At 72.7% G+C, this 15,430-nt stretch carries 14 protein-coding genes; 10 read left to right on the top strand and 4 right to left on the bottom strand.

Translation table 11 applies throughout. The features are described 5' to 3' along the window. Positions 1-491: 491 nt before the first annotated feature. Together serB and glgC are read right to left on the bottom strand one after the other, a co-directional pair. Positions 492-1,133, bottom strand: a complete 642-nt coding sequence (gene serB / locus HGA03_RS06600) for a phosphoserine phosphatase SerB (RefSeq protein WP_168629430.1) — start codon at positions 1,131-1,133, stop codon at positions 492-494. Positions 1,134-1,176: 43 nt separating this feature from the next. Then, positions 1,177-2,418 (bottom strand): glucose-1-phosphate adenylyltransferase, encoded by a 1,242-nt coding sequence (gene glgC, locus HGA03_RS06595; protein ID WP_168629429.1) that lies wholly within the window; start codon positions 2,416-2,418, stop codon positions 1,177-1,179. A gap of 98 nt (positions 2,419-2,516) precedes the next feature. Between glgC and glgA the strand changes: the two genes are divergently transcribed. Continuing rightward, positions 2,517-3,722, top strand: coding sequence for a glycogen synthase (gene glgA / locus HGA03_RS06590; RefSeq protein ID WP_168629428.1), 1,206 nt, complete (start codon positions 2,517-2,519; stop codon positions 3,720-3,722). Positions 3,723-3,795: 73 nt separating this feature from the next. Here glgA and HGA03_RS06585 read toward each other — a convergent pair whose 3' ends face one another. Then, a complete protein-coding gene (locus tag HGA03_RS06585) occupies positions 3,796-4,560 on the bottom strand; it encodes a hypothetical protein (RefSeq protein WP_239073610.1) in 765 nt (254 codons plus the stop codon). 37 nt (positions 4,561-4,597) lie between these two features. On the opposite strand from HGA03_RS06585, the gene HGA03_RS06580 reads away from it, so the two are divergent. The 9 genes from HGA03_RS06580 (at position 4,598) to HGA03_RS06540 (ending at position 14,871) form a co-directional block, all read left to right on the top strand. Further along, positions 4,598-5,389 (top strand): ABC transporter ATP-binding protein, encoded by a 792-nt coding sequence (locus tag HGA03_RS06580; protein WP_168629426.1) that lies wholly within the window; start codon positions 4,598-4,600, stop codon positions 5,387-5,389. 122 nt (positions 5,390-5,511) lie between these two features. Then, positions 5,512-5,985 carry an NfeD family protein gene (locus HGA03_RS06575; protein WP_168629425.1) on the top strand — a complete coding sequence of 158 codons (474 nt, stop codon included), beginning with the start codon at positions 5,512-5,514 and terminating at the stop codon, positions 5,983-5,985. Between the two features lie 81 nt (positions 5,986-6,066). Further along, on the top strand, positions 6,067-7,212 hold the full coding sequence (locus HGA03_RS06570; RefSeq protein WP_168629424.1) for an SPFH domain-containing protein: 1,146 nt from the start codon (positions 6,067-6,069) through the stop codon (positions 7,210-7,212). 118 nt (positions 7,213-7,330) lie between these two features. Further along, the gene (locus HGA03_RS06565; protein WP_168629423.1) at positions 7,331-7,939 is read left to right on the top strand and encodes a TetR/AcrR family transcriptional regulator; all 609 of its coding nucleotides are present in this window, start codon (positions 7,331-7,333) and stop codon (positions 7,937-7,939) included. Between the two features lie 32 nt (positions 7,940-7,971). Next, entirely contained in the window at positions 7,972-9,708 is a 1,737-nt protein-coding gene (locus HGA03_RS06560; RefSeq protein ID WP_168629422.1) for an ABC transporter ATP-binding protein, read from the top strand. Further along, positions 9,705-11,675 (top strand): ABC transporter ATP-binding protein, encoded by a 1,971-nt coding sequence (locus HGA03_RS06555; RefSeq protein WP_168629421.1) that lies wholly within the window; start codon positions 9,705-9,707, stop codon positions 11,673-11,675. Before HGA03_RS06560 ends, HGA03_RS06555 begins: the two co-directional genes overlap by 4 nt. Before the next feature lie 207 nt (positions 11,676-11,882). Continuing rightward, a complete protein-coding gene (locus HGA03_RS06550) occupies positions 11,883-12,614 on the top strand; it encodes a 6-phosphogluconolactonase (protein ID WP_168629420.1) in 732 nt (243 codons plus the stop codon). Positions 12,615-13,171: 557 nt separating this feature from the next. Next, the gene (locus HGA03_RS06545; RefSeq protein ID WP_168629514.1) at positions 13,172-14,413 is read left to right on the top strand and encodes an MFS transporter; all 1,242 of its coding nucleotides are present in this window, start codon (positions 13,172-13,174) and stop codon (positions 14,411-14,413) included. Continuing rightward, positions 14,410-14,871 carry a hypothetical protein gene (locus HGA03_RS06540; protein ID WP_168629419.1) on the top strand — a complete coding sequence of 154 codons (462 nt, stop codon included), beginning with the start codon at positions 14,410-14,412 and terminating at the stop codon, positions 14,869-14,871. Before HGA03_RS06545 ends, HGA03_RS06540 begins: the two co-directional genes overlap by 4 nt. 18 nt (positions 14,872-14,889) lie before the next feature. Here the strand turns inward: HGA03_RS06540 and HGA03_RS06535 are convergent, their stop codons facing one another. Continuing rightward, on the bottom strand, positions 14,890-15,426 hold the full coding sequence (locus HGA03_RS06535) for a DinB family protein (protein WP_168629418.1): 537 nt from the start codon (positions 15,424-15,426) through the stop codon (positions 14,890-14,892). Positions 15,427-15,430 lie beyond the last annotated feature (4 nt).

The following is a 15,430-nucleotide window of genomic DNA, read 5'->3' as shown; positions in this document are numbered from 1 at the left end:
GCGGAGAAGGTGCTGCGATTCGGGCGATCCGGGCGGCAGTTTCTCCGCATTCGTCGCGGCAGGCCGGGCGTGGGCGGGTCCGCGCGGAGCTGTGCGGGCACGGGAGGGTCCCGCGCGACCCTGCCCGGCCCGCGCGCCGAGGGCGCAGTTCGCGTCGGCCAACCGGGGCCCCGGCCACCGTTAACTGCGCCCTCGGTGCACGAGTGCGGAGAAGGTGCTGCGATTCGGGCGATCCGGGCGGCAGTTTCTCCGCACTCGTCGCGGCAGGGCCGGGTCCGGGAGGGGGTCGCGGGGTCGCGTGCGGCAGGGCCGGGTCCAGGAGGGGTCCGCGTGGCCGGACCGGGCTCGGAAGGGGTCGTTCGCGGGGCGTGGCCGGGTCCGGATTGGGTCGCGCGCAGGGCGTGGCCGGGTCCGGAATGGGTCGCGAGCAGGGCGTGGCCGTACCCGCGTGGGCCCGCGTGCTGCGGGGTCGGGCGCCGGCGCGCGGTGGGTCAGCCCGCGAAGGGCGGGAGGGTCAGCACGCCGTCGAGTCGCCCGGTCACTGCCGCGTCCGCCTGGGCTGCGACCACCGGCTTGGCGTTGAACGCCACCCCGTAGCCCGCGGTGGCCAGCATGTCCAGGTCGTTCGCCCCGTCGCCGATCGCCACCGTGTCGGCCAGGTCGATGCCCTCGGCGGCGGCCCACTCGCGCAGGGTGCGGGCCTTGACCGCCCGGTCGATCACCTGCCCGGCGACCCGCCCGGTGAGGTGCCCGGCGGCGACCTCCAGCGCATTGGCCCGGGCCCGGGTGATGCCGAGCCGGGCGGCCAGCGGCGCCACCACCTCGATGAACCCGCCGGACACCAGCCCGACCGCGCAGCCGCGGCGATCGAGCTCCTCGATCAGCTCGACCGCGCCGGGGGTGAGCTCGACCTCGGCCAGTACGTCGGCGAACACGCTCTCCGGCAGCCCGGCCAGCGTGGCCACCCGGGACCGCAGCGACTCGGTGAAGTCGATCTCTCCGCGCATGGCCCGGGCGGTGACCTCGGCGACCACCGGCAGCGATCCGGCGCGGGCGGCCAGCAGCTCGATCACCTCGGCGGTGATGAGCGTGGAGTCGACGTCCATCACGACCAGGCGCGGGAAGGTGTTCACGCGGGCAGGGTAGTCGCCGGGGTGTCCGCGCCGGTCGGGGCGTCTAGTCCGTGATCACCGTGTTCTTGGGCACGACCGTGATGCCGGACTCGGTGACCGTGAAGCCGCGGGCCAGGTCGAGCTCCCGGTCGATGCCGACCCGGGCCCGTTCCTCGACGATCACGTTCTTGTCCAGGATCGCCCGGTGCACCTGGGCGTACCGGTTGACGATGCAGCCGTCCATCAGCACCGAGTCGGTGACCTGCGACCAGGAGTGCAGGTACACCCCGGGCGACAGCACGGACCCGGAGACGGTGGCTCCGGAGACGATCACGCCGGGGGAGACGATCGAGTCCGCGGCGTGGCCGAGCCGTCCGGCGCCGGCGTGCACGAACTTGGCCGGCGGCAGCCCGGTGTACCCGGTGTAGACCGGCCACTGGTTGTTGTAGAGGTTGAACACCGGCTCGATCGAGATCAGGTCCTGGTTCGCCTCGTAGTACGAGTCCAGCGTCCCGACGTCGCGCCAGTACTGCCGGTCGCGGTCGGTGGAGCCGGGCACGTCGTTGTGGATGAAGTCGTAGACCGCCGCGGTGCCGCGCTCGACGAAGGCCGGGACCAGGTCGCCGCCCATGTCGTGCCGGGAGGTGGGGTTCTCGGCGTCCTCGGTGACGGCGCGGATCAGGGCGTCGGTGTTGACCACGTAGTTGCCCATCGACGCCAGAATCTCGCCGGGGGAGTCCGGCAGGCCGACCGGGTCGGTGGGCTTCTCCCGGAACGCCGCGATCTTGACCGGGTTCTCCGGGTCGGTCTCGATCACGCCGAACTGGTCGGCCATCTCGATCGGCTGCCGGATGCCGGCCACCGTGATCTCGGCGCCGGAGGCGACGTGCTGGTCCACCATCTGGGAGAAGTCCATCCGGTAGACGTGGTCGGCGCCGACCACGACCACGATGTCCGGCTTCTCGTCCTCCAGGATGTTCAGGCACTGGTAGATGGCGTCCGCGCTACCCAGGTACCAGTGCTTGCCGACCCGCTGCTGGGCGGGCACCGGGGACACGTAGTTCCCGAGCAGGGTGGACATCCGCCAGGTCTTGGACACGTGCCGGTCCAGACTGTGGGACTTGTACTGGGTGAGCACCACGATGTGCAGGTACCGGGAATTCACCAGATTCGACAGGGCGAAATCGACCAGACGGTATATACCGCCAAAAGGCACCGCGGGCTTGGCCCGACTCTCGGTCAGCGGCATCAGCCGCTTGCCTTCCCCACCAGCGAGGACGATTGCCAGGATGCGCGGCGCTGCCATGGCCCCGACCTTAGAGGTGCACCACCCATTCGTGCGAGGGGTGCGGTGAGTTTCGCGCTAGCGTGTCGCGCCATAGGCACGTGACGAACGGAGACGCTGTGCGAGTCGATCTGCTGACCCGGGAGTACCCGCCCCACATCTACGGCGGTGCCGGGGTGCATGTGGCGGAGCTGGCGGCGGTGCTCCGCGAACGGATGGACGTGCGGGTGCACTGCTTCGACGGCCCGCGCACCGAGCCGGGCGTCACCGGCCACGACGTGCCGGCCGAGCTGCGAGACGCCAACCCCGCGCTGGGCACCTTCGGGGTGGACCTGAGCATGGTCGCCGGGATCGAGCCGGGTGCCGAGCTGGTGCACTCGCACACCTGGTACGCCAACCTCGCCGGGCATCTGGCGAGCCTGCTGCACGGGGTCCCGCACGTGGTGTCGGCGCACAGCCTGGAGCCGCTGCGACCGTGGAAGGCCGAGCAACTCGGCGGCGGGTACGCGCTGTCGTCCTGGGCCGAGCGCACCGCGTTCGAGGCGGCCGCGGCGGTGATCGCGGTCAGCGCCGGGATGCGGGCCGACATCCTGCGCTGCTACCCGGCGCTGGACCCGGAGAAGGTGCACGTGGTGCACAACGGGATCGACCTGGCCGGCTGGCAGCGGCCGACCGACCGGACCGCGACCGAGCGGGTCGCCCGGTCGTTCGGGATCGACCCGGACCGGCCGGCGGTGGTGTTCGTCGGCCGGATCACCCGGCAGAAGGGCCTGCCGTACCTGCTGCGCGCCGCCGAGCTGCTGCCGCCGGAGGTGCAGCTGGTGCTGTGCGCCGGGGCACCGGACACCCCGGAGATCATGGCCGAGGTCACCGGCCTGGTGGACGGGCTGCGCGCGCGCCGGGACGGGGTGGTCTGGATCGAGCAGATGCTGCCGCGCGAGGAGCTGATCGCGGCGCTGGCCTCCTCGACCGTGTTCGTCTGCCCGTCGGTGTACGAGCCGCTGGGGATCGTGAACCTGGAGGCGATGGCGGTCGGGCTGCCGGTGGTGGGTAGCGCGACCGGCGGCATCCCGGAGGTGGTCGACGACGGCGTGACCGGCTGGCTGGTGCCGATCGACCAGGTCGACGACGGGACCGGCACCCCGGTGGACCCGGAGCGGTTCGTGGCAGATCTGGCCGCGGCGCTGACCGAGGCGGTCGGCGACCCGGACCGGGCACGCGAGTGGGGCCGTGCGGCCCGGACCCGGGTGGAGGACCACTTCTCCTGGGAGGCGATCGGGGACCGGACGCAGGAGGTCTACCGCCGTGTCCTGGCGGGGGACTGAGGCCTTCACCCCGGACCGTCCGGCGCCCGGGTGCTGCTGAGCCGGCGGCGTTCCCGCGGCCGGGCACCCAGGATCAGCGGGCGAGCGGTGGCCCCGGATGGGTCGCCGCCGCCAGCGCCCGCCGGGCGGCGCGGTCCACGTCCCGCAGCGCGGTGCTGCGCTGGTCGACCTGCCACAGGTTGACCGCCGCACCGTCGTCGCCGGTGGCCAGCTCGATGATCGCGCGCAACCGGGCCGCCTGGGTCAGCACCCGGACCCGGCGCTGGTCCAGCCCGGGCGGCAGCGGCCAGCGCGGGTCGGCGCCGGCGGCGAGCAGGGCGATCTCCTCCGCGGCGTCCTCCCGCCAGCGCGCGACGTCCAGCGAGGTGAGCGCGTCGGTGGCCCGGGTCAGCGCGCCGGTCAGCTCGCGCTCGGCCTCCCGGAGCGTGCCGACCTGACCGATCAGGGCGTTCTGCCAGGCGGAGACCGGGGTGATCCGCCAGGTGACCAGGTGCCCGGGTTCGTAGACCGACCCGAAGGTCTCGACCTGCGGCACCGCGGCCCAGTCGCCCTCCGGGGTGTGCACCAGCACCGCCTCACCGGCGTCCTGGGCGGGGCCGGCCACCGGGGCCGGGGCACCCGCCGGGTCACCGGGTGCGGGCAGCACAGCGGCGACGCTGCGCGGTCCGGCGGCCCAGCGGGCGACCAGGTCGGCCAGGGTGCCGCCGTCGTCGGTGCGATGGGGTTCGTCCTCGCCCTGCACGGCGGACAGCAGACGGTCCACCGGCCCGGACCCGGGGGAGGGTTCGGCCAGCCAGAGGGCGAGCAGGACGGAGCGCGGCAGGGTGAGCGAGTCCACGCTCCCAACGTACGTCCCGCCGGTTAGGGTCGTGACCATGACCGACGTGCTCGACCTGCAGGACGTGTCCATCCGCCGCGGCACCACCACGATCCTGGACGGGTTGTCCTGGCGGGTGCGCGAGGGGGAGCGCTGGGTGGTGCTGGGCCGCAACGGTGCGGGCAAGACCACGATGCTGCAGATCGCCGCGGGGCGGATGCACCCCACGTCGGGCACCGCCGAACTGCTGGGCAGCCGGCTCGGCCGGGTGGACGTCTTCGAGCTGCGCCCGCGGATCGGCCTGGCCTCGGCCGCGCTGGCCGAGCGGATCCCGGGCGGAGAGCAGGTGCGCGACGTGGTGATCACCGCCGCCTACGGCGTGACCGGCCGCTGGCGGGAGACCTACGAGGAGGTGGACGAGGCCCGGGCCGCCGATCTGATGGCCGCCTTCGGCGTCACCCATCTCGCCCAGCGGTTCTACGGCACGCTCAGCGAGGGCGAGCGCAAGCGGGTGCAGATCGCCCGGGCGCTGATGTCCGACCCGGAGCTGTTGCTGCTGGACGAGCCCGCCGCCGGCCTGGACCTGGGCGGCCGGGAGGAACTGATCGGCGCGCTCGCCGAGCTGGCCGCCGACCGCAAGTCGCCGGCGTTGGTGCTGGTCACCCACCACGTGGAGGAGATCCCGCCGGGGTTCACCCACCTGATGCTGATGAAGGACGGCCACGTGCACGCCGCCGGCCCGATCGCCGAGGTGCTCACCGACGAGCAGCTGTCCGCGGCCTTCGATCTCCCGCTGCAGGTCGAGCGGCGTGGCCGGCGCTGGACCGCCCGGGCCGCCGAGCGGGATTGATTCCGCCGTCAGTCACCCAATCGCAAAGACATCGCCTAGGATTGGTGGCGACAGCGGCATGACCGCCGCAGGACGACGGTGCCCTGACCGTCGCCGGGTGGTCGGCGAAGGGGAGTGACGTGATGGCCTGGCTTCTGTGGCTCGGAGGGGCGCTGCTGCTCGCGGTGCTCGAGATCTTCACCCTCGATCTGCTGTTCATCATGCTCGCCGCCGGTGCCGCGGCCGGGGCGATCGGTGCCGCCGCGGGACTGCCGCTGGTCTGGCAGATCGTGCTGGCCGCCGTGGTCGCCCTGGCGATGCTGCTGGTGCTGCGGCCGTTCCTGCTGCGCCACCTGCGCAACCGGGTCGACCTGGTGGAGACGAACGTCGCCGCGCTGGTCGGCAAGCCGGGCACCGTGCTGCAGCCGACCGACGGCGCCGGTGGCCGGGTCAAGATCGGCGGCGAGGTGTGGTCCGCGCGGACCGAGGACGGCGGGGTGCTGAGCTCCGGCGCGACGGTCCGGGTGGAGCGAATCGACGGTGCGACCGCGGTGGTGAGCGCCGACGGTCCGCCCCAGGCCGCGAGCAGCGCGCCGGAGGAGTCCGAGCGCCCCTGACGTACGTGCACGACCACGGTGCCGACCTGCGGACGCCGTGACCGAGACGGTGGCCGGTGACGGCGCCGGGAGGGAGATGCCGTGGAGGATGTCAACGTCGGATCGGTGATCGGCTGGGTGGCCCTGGCCGCGCTGGTCATCTTCGTGATCGTGACGCTGAGCAAGGCGGTCCGGGTGGTGCCGCAGTCCCGCTCGCTGGTGGTGGAGCGGCTGGGCCGTTACTCGCGCACCATGCAGGCCGGGCTGCACTTCCTGGTGCCGTTCATCGACCGGGTACGGGCGATGGTGGACCTGCGCGAGCAGGTGGTCTCCTTCCCGCCGCAGCCGGTGATCACCTCGGACAACCTGGTGGTCAGCATCGACACGGTGATCTACTTCCAGGTCACCGAGCCGAAGTCCGCGGTCTACGAGATCGCCAACTACATCACCGGTATCGAGCAGCTGACCGTGACCACGCTGCGTAACGTGATCGGTTCGATGGACCTGGAGCAGACCCTGACCAGCCGTGACCAGATCAACGGTCAGCTGCGCGGGGTGCTGGACGAGGCGACCGGTCGCTGGGGGATCCGGGTGAACCGGGTCGAGCTGAAGAGCATCGACCCGCCGCAGTCGGTGCAGGGCGCGATGGAGCAGCAGATGCGCGCCGAGCGTGACCGCCGCGCCGCGATCCTCACCGCCGAGGGTGTCAAGCAGTCCCAGATCCTCACCGCCGAGGGTGAGAAGCAGGCCGCGATCCTGCGGGCCGAGGGTTCCGCCCAGGCGGCGATCCTGGAGGCCGAGGGTGAGTCGCGGGCGATCCTGCAGGTCTTCGACGCGGTGCACCGGGGTGACGCGGACCCGAAGCTGCTGGCGTACCAGTACCTGCAGGCGCTGCCGAAGCTCGCCGCGACCCCCGCGAACAAGGTGTGGATCGTGCCGTCCGAGCTGACCGGGGCGCTCGGCCAGCTCACCCAGGGCTTCACCGGGGCGTTCACCGGTGCGACCGCCGGCGAGGGCGGTGAGCGTCCGGCCGGTGCCTCGCCGGTGCGGCCGGAGGATCTGCCGGCCTCGGCGCTGACCGACCCGGCCCAGGCGCTGGCCGAGGCCCGCCGGGAGTCGCAGGCGGCGACCGCCGACGCCACCCGGGCCGGCACGTTCAGCGGCCGGCCCGCCGACCCGGGTGCGGAGGCGGGCCAGCGTCCGCACCGTGCCGAGCCGGAGATCGACCCGGAGAACCCGCTGGGCTGATCCGCACGCCCCGGCGCCCGTCACACCCCGGTGTGGCGGGCGCCGTCGTGTCCGGGCCCGTTCGCCCGGAGTGAACCCGATTTGGCGAGTGAGTGCTCACTCACTTACGCTCGTGCCCATGGCCGAGACCCGCCGAGCGCGCCCGATGAGCCGGGAGGACCGCCGCGCCGCCATCGCGGAGGCGACCGTCCCCCTGCTCGAACAGCACGGCGCCACCGTCACCACCCGCCAGATCGCCGAGGCCGCCGGGGTCGCCGAGGGCACCCTGTTCAAGGCCTTCGCGGACAAGCGCGAGCTGATGATGGCGGCCGCCTCCCGGGTGTTCGACGCCCGGGCCGCGGTGCGGGAGATCGACGCCATGCCGCGACAGGACGACCTGGCCGGTGAGCTCACCGCCGTGGTGCAGTTGCTGAACTCCACCGCCCAGCGGATCCGCCGGATCATGCTCGCCGTGCACGCCCTCGCCGTGGCCGAGTCGAGGGGTGGTGTCCCGCCGCCGCCGCACGATCCCTCGGCGGGGGACGCCCGTTCCCGTGCCTTCCAGGAGCTGAACGACGCCCTCGCGCGCCGGTTCGACCCCTTCCGCGAGCACCTCCGGATCGCACCGGAGGTCCTCGCCCGGCTGCTGCTGGCCACCGTGATGGGCCGGATTCCTCCGGGCGTACCCGAGGACGACCTGACCGTGGACCTGCTGGTGGACGTGCTGTTGCACGGCGCCGCGGCCTGACCCTGTTCCAACCCGCCCCCACGGGAGCTCCCTTGCTCTATCGACTCATCAAGGAGTACCTGAGGCCGTACTGGCGTCAGGCGGCCTACGTGATGGTGCTGCAACTCGCCCAGACCATCGCCACCCTCTACCTGCCCACCCTGAACGCCGACATCATCGACAAGGGCGTGGCCACCGGCGACACCGGCTACATCATGCGGATCGGCGGCCTGATGCTGGCGATCAGCCTGCTGCAGGTCGCCTGCTCGATCGCCGCGGTGTACTTCGGTGCCCATGTCGCGATGGCCTTCGGCCGGGACGTGCGCGCCGGGCTGTTCCGCACCGTGCAGGACTTCTCCGCCCAGGAGGTCGGCGGCTTCGGCGCACCCTCGCTGATCACCCGCACCACCAACGACGTGCAGCAGGTCCAGATGGTGGTGCTGATGTCACTGACCATCCTGGTGATGGCGCCGATCATGCTGGTCGGCGGCGTGATCCTGGCGCTGCGGCAGGACACCACACTGTCGGCGCTGCTGCTGGTGGTGGTGCCGCTGCTGGCGATCGTGGTCGGGCTGATCGTGCGCAAGATGGTGCCGTACTTCCGGGCGATGCAGCAGCGGATCGACGCGATCAACCGGGTGCTGCGCGAGCAGTTGGCCGGGCTGCGGGTGATCCGGGCGTTCGTCCGCGAGCGCCGCGAGTCCGAGCGGTTCAAGGTCGCCAACGACGCGCTGTTCGACACCTCGCTGCGGGCCGGCCGCCTGATGGCGCTGATCTTCCCGGCCGTGATGCTGATCATGAACCTGACCAGCGTCGGGGTGATCTGGTTCGGTGCGGAGCGGATCGACTCCGGCCACATGCAGGTCGGGGCGCTGACCGCGTTCATCAGCTACATCATGTACATCCTGTCCGCGGTGATGATGTCCGCGATGATCTTCGTGATGCTGCCGCGCGCGGTGGTGTCCTCCGAGCGGATCACCGCGGTGCTGGACACGGTCAGCACGGTGGCCGAGCCGGTCACGCCGACCCCGCTGCCGGGCCGGGCGGCCGGACGCCTGGAGTTCCGGGACGTGGAGTTCCGCTACCCCGGTGCCGAGCGGCCGGTGCTGGAGCGGATCGACCTGGTCGCCGAACCCGGGACCACCACCGCGATCATCGGCTCCACCGGTGCGGGCAAGACCACGCTGCTGAACCTGGTGCCGCGGCTGTTCGACGTCACCGGCGGGCGGGTGCTGCTGGACGGCACCGACGTGCGTGACGTCGCGCTGGACGACCTGTGGCGGCAGGTGGGCCTGGTCCCGCAGAAGCCGTACCTGTTCAGCGGGACGGTCGCGAGCAACCTGCGCTACGGCAACCCGGAGGCCACCGACGACGAGCTCTGGCACGCGCTGGAGGTCGCCCAGGCCGCCGACTTCGTGCGGGAGATGACCGAGGGCCTGGACGCCCCGATCGCCCAGGGCGGCACCAACGTCTCCGGCGGTCAGCGCCAGCGGCTGTCGATCGCCCGGGCGCTGGTCCGCAAACCGGCGGTCTACCTGTTCGACGACAGCTTCTCCGCCCTGGACTTCGCCACCGACGCCGCCCTGCGCGCCGCCCTGGTGCCGGAGACCCGGGACGCCGCGGTGGTGGTGGTCGCCCAGCGGGTCGCCACCATCCGCACCGCCGACCGGATCGTGGTGCTGGAGGCCGGTCAGGTGGTCGGCACCGGCACCCACGACGAGCTGCTGGCGTCCTGCGAGACGTACCAGGAGATCGTGTACTCCCAGCTCAGCGCGGAGGAGGCGGCATGAGCGAGACCAGGAACTCCGCACCCGTGCGGCGGGGACCCGGGCGTGGCCCGGTCGGCCCCGGAATGGGGCTGGGCATGCCCGGCCAGAAGTCGATGGACTTCACCGGGTCGGCCCGCCGGCTGCTCGGCGTGCTCCGGCCGGAGCGGGCGAAGCTGCTGGTGGTGCTGCTGCTCGGGGTGCTGTCGGTGGCGGCCTCGGTCGCCGGCCCGAAGCTGCTGGGCAACGCCACCAACGTGATCTTCAACGGCGTGATCGGCTCGATGCTGCCGGAGGGGGTCACTCAGCAGCAGGCGGTCGAGGGGCTGCGCGCCCAGGGGCAGGACCAGCTGGCCGACATGCTGGCCGGGATGACCGGGGTGACACCCGGGGTCGGGATCGTGTTCGCCGACCTCAGTGCGGTGCTGATCTGGGTGGTGGCGGTGTACGTCGCCTCCGCGCTGCTCAGTTACCTGCAGGGGCTGATCCTGACCGGGATCGTGCAGCGCACGGTGTACGACCTGCGCCGCCGGGTGGAGGCCAAGCTGTCCCGGCTGCCGTTGAAGTACTTCGACTCCCAGCCGCGCGGTGAGGTGCTCAGCCGGGTCACCAACGACATCGACAACCTGTCCCAGACCCTGCAGCAGACCTTCTCCCAGCTGATCACCGCGGTGCTGACCGTGGTCGGCGTGCTCGGGATGATGTTCTGGATCTCCCCGCTGCTGGCGCTGGTCGCGCTGATCACCATCCCGCTGTCGATCGTGGTGACGATGCTGATCGCCAAGCGGTCCCAGCCGCAGTTCGTCAAGCAGTGGACGGCCACCGGCGGGCTGAACGCGCACATCGAGGAGATGTACACCGGGCACACCCTGGTCACCGTGTTCGGCCGGAAGAACCAGGCGATCGCCGAGTTCGAGCGGCAGAACGAGGAGCTGTACACCGCGTCGTTCAAGGCGCAGTTCATCTCCGGGATCATCCAGCCGGCGATGGGCTTCATCGCGAACCTGAACTACGTGATCGTGGCGGTGGTCGGCGGGCTGCGGGTGGCGTCCGGGACGATGAGCCTGGGCGACGTGCAGGCGTTCATCCAGTACTCGCGCCAGTTCAGCCAGCCGATCACCCAGATCGCGTCGATGATGAACCTGATGCAGTCCGGGGTGGCCTCGGCGGAGCGGGTGTTCGAGCTGCTGGACGCCGAGGAGCAGGAGCCAGACCCGGCCGAGCCGCTGGCGTTGCCGGCCAAGGTTGCCGGCCGGGTGGTCTTCGAGGACGTGTCCTTCCGGTATCGCGAGGACACCCCGCTGATCGAGCACCTGGACCTGGTCGCCGAACCCGGCCAGACCGTGGCGATCGTCGGTCCCACCGGCGCGGGCAAGACCACCCTGGTCAACCTGCTGATGCGGTTCTACGAGATCGACTCCGGCCGGATCACCCTGGACGGCGTCGACACCCGTGCGCTCACCCGCGACGACCTGCGTTCCCGGGTCGGGATGGTGCTGCAGGACACCTGGCTGTTCGGCGGCACGATCGCGGAGAACCTGGCCTACGGGGCGGAGGGGGTCGGTCACGAGGAGATGGTCCGGGCCGCCGAGGCCACCCACGTCGACCAGATCGTCCGGGCGCTGCCCGAGGGCTACGACACGGTGATCGACGACGAGGCGTCCTCGCTGTCGGCGGGGGAGAAGCAGTTGCTCACCATCGCCCGGGCGTTCCTCACCGATCCGGCGATCCTGGTGCTGGACGAGGCGACCAGCTCGGTGGACACCCGCACCGAGGTGCTGGTGCAGCAGGCGATGAACGCCCTACGGGCCAACCGGACGTCCTTCGTGATCGCACACCGGCTGTCCACCATCCGCGACGCGGACCTGATCCTGGTGATGGAGCACGGTTCGATCGTGGAGCAGGGCACGCACGACGAGCTGCTGGCCGCCGGGGGTGCGTACGCCCGGTTGTACAGCAGCCAGTTCGCCGCGGCGGTCGACGCGGGCTGACCGGCAGCGACGGCGCCGTCCCACCTCCGGGGCGGCGCCGTTCGCGTGCCCGGACCCAGGACCCAATCCCGACCGGTCGGTATGCGTTACCGTGCCAGGTGTCCGGGTGAGGAGCGATCCGCCCGAGGACTCGCCGCCGCGGCGACCCGCGGCATGAGCCTGCCCGGACGCGCCCTCCGCCCGCCCGGGTCCGTCGAGGGAGACACCATGAAGCTCGTCATCGAGGACGACTACGCCGCACTGAGCCGCACCACCGCCGCCGTGCTGGCCGGAGCCATGCTGCAGGACCGCCGGGTCAACCTGTCGATCACCGCCGGAGCCACCCCCGCCGGGACCTACCGGCTGCTCGCCCCGCTGCTGGCCGCCCGGCCGGCCGACCTGGACAACGTGCACTTCTACAGCTTCGACGAGATCCCGAACGGCACCGATCGCGGCGTCACCCGCACCAGCCTGGACCAGCAGATCTTCGGGCCCGCCGGCATCGACGAGACCCGGATCCACGCCCTCACGCTGGACAACGCCGACCGGATCCGCGCCGACCTGCGCGACCACGGCGGCCTGGACCTGATGCTGATGGGCCTGGGCGCCGACTGCCACTTCTGCGGCAACATGCCCGGCACCACCCGCTACGACGCGGACATCTACCTCTACGAGGTGCACCCGGGGCTGCCCTGGTACCACCTGATCGAGGACATCGACCCGGCGCCGACCCGGGTGGTGACCTTCGGCTTCCCGATGGTGCTGCGCGCCCGGCAGGCGGTGCTGATCGTCAGCGGGGCGGCCAAGGCGGAGGCCCTGGCGGAGATCCTCACCGGCCCGATCGGCGCTGACCGGCCCGGCACCATCCTGCGCACCCACCCGAACCTGCTGCTGATCGCCGACCGGGACGCGGCCGCGCTGATCGAGCCGGACGGCGCCGGGTCCTGGCGGCGGCGCTGACCCCCTGATCCGGCGGGCCGGGCGCCACCCGCACCCGGGCCCGGGCCGCCGCCGCGGGCACACGGGTGGTGCGTCGCCTCGCCCGGCTTTGGCCGAGCACGGTTCCTGCGCGTGGCAGCCGCGCCGAGGGCGCAGTTCGCGGTGGTGCCACGGCGATTCGGGCGACCGGAGCTGCGCCCTCGGCGCGCGCGGGTGCGGGTTCGGCGGGCTCGGGTGCGGGTTCGGCCCGCGCACGGTCCTGAGTCTGCGTTCACTGGACGGTCGTGGACGCGGGTCACGGCGCTCGGTTTCTCCTGCCGAGGGCGCAGTTCGCGGTGGTCGCTCGGCGACTTGGGCAACCGGAACTGCGCCCTCGATGGGTGCGGGCGAGGCGGGGCTGCGGTCGACTTGTCCGGAGGTCGCCGGCGGCCGGGGCGCGGGTGGTCGTGGGGGAGTCCCGATGGCGCGGGGAAGTGCAGGCGGAGGCGCGACTCGGCGGGACAGCGTGGCGAATCGGGCGAGATTGGCCGTTCGCCCTGGTCAGGCGCGGGGTGGACGCCTAGGGTGCCAGCGTGACGATGCCGCCGCTCCAGCCGCCCCGTCTGCGCCGCGACCGGTTCACCTGGACGCTCACCGGCTGGTTCATCGCCTGGGGCTGGCTGCTGTACTCGTTCAACCCGGCGGTGCCGCTGCTGGCGGAGGAGTTCGGGGTCAGCCGGGCGGCGGCCGGGCTGCACGGGACCGCGATGGCGGCCGGTGCGGTGCTGGCGGCCGGGCTCACCCCGGCGCTGGTACGGCGGATCGGTCGCCGGGCGACGCTGGTGGTGGCCGGGGTCGTCCTGGTCGCCGGGGTGCTGCTGCTGATCGCCGGGCACGGGCTGCCGATGACGCTGTCCGGGATGGCGGTCACCGCGACCGGCGGGAACCTGGCGATCAGTGCCGCGCAGGCCGGGCTGGTGATCCACCAGGGGCCGGCCGCCAGTGCGGCGATGAGCCTGGTGAACGGGGTCGGCGCCGGGATCGGGCTGATCGGGCCGTTGGCACTGGGCGGGTCGGTCGCACTGGGCTGGGGGTGGCGGCCGGCCGTGGCGGTGACCGCGGTGTTCGCGGCGGTGACCGCGGTGCTGACCGCCCGGTTGCCCCGGACCGAGGCCTTCGCCCGCCCTGCCGCTCCGGGCCGTGGTGCCGACGCGCGCCGGGCCGGCACCGGCGCGACCCACGACGGCGACGCCCCGCCACCCCTCCGACCGGAGCTGGTCCGGGCGTCGCGCTGGTTCCTGGTCGTGGTGCTCGCCGCCCTGGCCACCGAGAACGCCACCACCTACTGGGCGACCGACCTGGTGCTGCAACGCACCGGGGCGGGCGCCGGGATCGCCACCGCCACCACCGCGGGGCTGCTGGCCGGGATGACGGTGATCCGGTTCGTGGTCGGACCGTTGTCGCTGCGGGTGCCGCCGACCCGGCTGCTGATGGTGTCCTTCGGGGTGTCGGTGCTGGGCTGGGCGGTGCTGTGGACGGCGACCGTGCCCTGGGTTGCGGTGGCCGGGCTGGTGGTCACCGGGCTGGGCTACGGCGCGCTGTACCCGCTGGGGGTGGCGCTGCTGCTGGCGGCGGCGCAGGGCCGGACCGACCGGGCGCAGGCGCAGTCCACCCTGGCCGGCGGGCTGGCGATCGGGGTGGCGCCGTTCCTGCTCGGCTTCCTGGCCGACCGGGTCGGGCCGCACCAGGCGTTCATCCTGGTGCCCATCCTGGCGGTGGCCGGCGGGATCGCCGCCTGGCGTGGCGGGCTGGCAGCGCGGGCAGGATCCTCGACCTCATGAGCGATGACCTGCGCGCGGTGGCGGTGGTGGCGCGCTGTGGGCTGATCGACCTGGACACCTGGCCCACGGTGGCGGCCCACCTGCTGGCCCTCGGGCACGGCGGCCCGGTGCTCGGCGAGCTGGCCGCGGTGGAACGGGGCACCGGCTGGTCCGAGCTGGAGGCCCTGGTGCCGCAGGCGCTGGCCGAGCTCGGGCTGCCGGAGCCGGCCCCGGTGGAGGCGGTCGGGGTGGCGCTCGGCCTGGTGCAGGACCCGGTCGACCGCTGGGAGGTGCTGGCGCGGGTGGCCGAGGCGCTGCCGGTCGGGCTCGGCCGGATCGAGGTGGAGAACAGCGCGCACGCCCAGCAGTGCCCGGTCTGCCGCGACCTGGACCACCCGCTGGTCCGGGAGCTGCTGGACGCGCCGGCGGAGCTGGACCTGGACCCCGGGTTGCGGGCGGCGCTGCGCGACGGGCTGTGACCTCCCCGCTGTCGTGACCTACTCGCCCACCTGCCCGTCCGCCTGCTCGCGCAGCAGGTCCGCGTGCCCGTTGTGCCGGGCGTACTCCTCGACCAGGTGCACCAGCACCCAGCGCAGCGTCGGCGCCCGGCCGTCGGACCACGGTCGCCGCACCGGCGCGTCCAGCCCGTCCTCGGCCAGGGCGAGCTCGACCGCGGCCCGCGAGCGCTGCACCGAGGTGTCCCACAGCTCACGCAGCTGGGCCGGGCGCAGCGTGCGCGACAGGTGCCAGTCGTAGTCGATGTCCGCCTCCCAGTCCACGTCCGTCCACGGCTCCGGCGCCGGTTCGCCGCGCAGCCGCCAGGTGATCCAGGAGTCCTCGACGTAGGCCAGGTGGGCCAGCAGGCCGCCCAGGGTCATGGTGGACCGCCCGACGGTGGTGGCCAGCCCGGCCGGGTCCAGCCCGCGGGTCTTCCAGTCCAGGGTGGCCCGGTGGTAGTCGAGGTAGGCCAGCAGCATGGTCGCCTCGTCGGCGGCGAGCGGGGGTTCGGGGCGGCCGTGCGGATCGAGTGTCATGTCC

The organism is Cellulomonas denverensis, assembly GCF_012396125.1.
Lineage (GTDB): Bacteria > Actinomycetota > Actinomycetes > Actinomycetales > Cellulomonadaceae > Cellulomonas > Cellulomonas denverensis.
The sequence above is the reverse complement of the archived record's forward strand: the minus strand, read 5'-3'. Positions and strand labels throughout refer to the sequence as shown.

Bases quoted from the DNA above. Each gene is read 5' to 3' on its own strand.
- glgC (WP_168629429.1), bottom strand. From the start codon at position 2,418: ATGGCAGCGCCGCGCATCCTGGCAATCGTCCTCGCTGGTGGGGAAGGC.
- HGA03_RS06540 (WP_168629419.1), top strand. From the start codon at position 14,410: ATGAGCGATGACCTGCGCGCGGTGGCGGTGGTGGCGCGCTGTGGGCTG.
- HGA03_RS06550 (WP_168629420.1), top strand. From the start codon at position 11,883: ATGAAGCTCGTCATCGAGGACGACTACGCCGCACTGAGCCGCACCACC.
- HGA03_RS06545 (WP_168629514.1), top strand. From the start codon at position 13,172: ATGCCGCCGCTCCAGCCGCCCCGTCTGCGCCGCGACCGGTTCACCTGG.
- HGA03_RS06575 (WP_168629425.1), top strand. From the start codon at position 5,512: ATGGCCTGGCTTCTGTGGCTCGGAGGGGCGCTGCTGCTCGCGGTGCTC.
- HGA03_RS06555 (WP_168629421.1), top strand. From the start codon at position 9,705: ATGAGCGAGACCAGGAACTCCGCACCCGTGCGGCGGGGACCCGGGCGT.
- HGA03_RS06565 (WP_168629423.1), top strand. From the start codon at position 7,331: ATGGCCGAGACCCGCCGAGCGCGCCCGATGAGCCGGGAGGACCGCCGC.
- HGA03_RS06535 (WP_168629418.1), bottom strand. From the start codon at position 15,426: ATGACACTCGATCCGCACGGCCGCCCCGAACCCCCGCTCGCCGCCGAC.
- HGA03_RS06580 (WP_168629426.1), top strand. From the start codon at position 4,598: ATGACCGACGTGCTCGACCTGCAGGACGTGTCCATCCGCCGCGGCACC.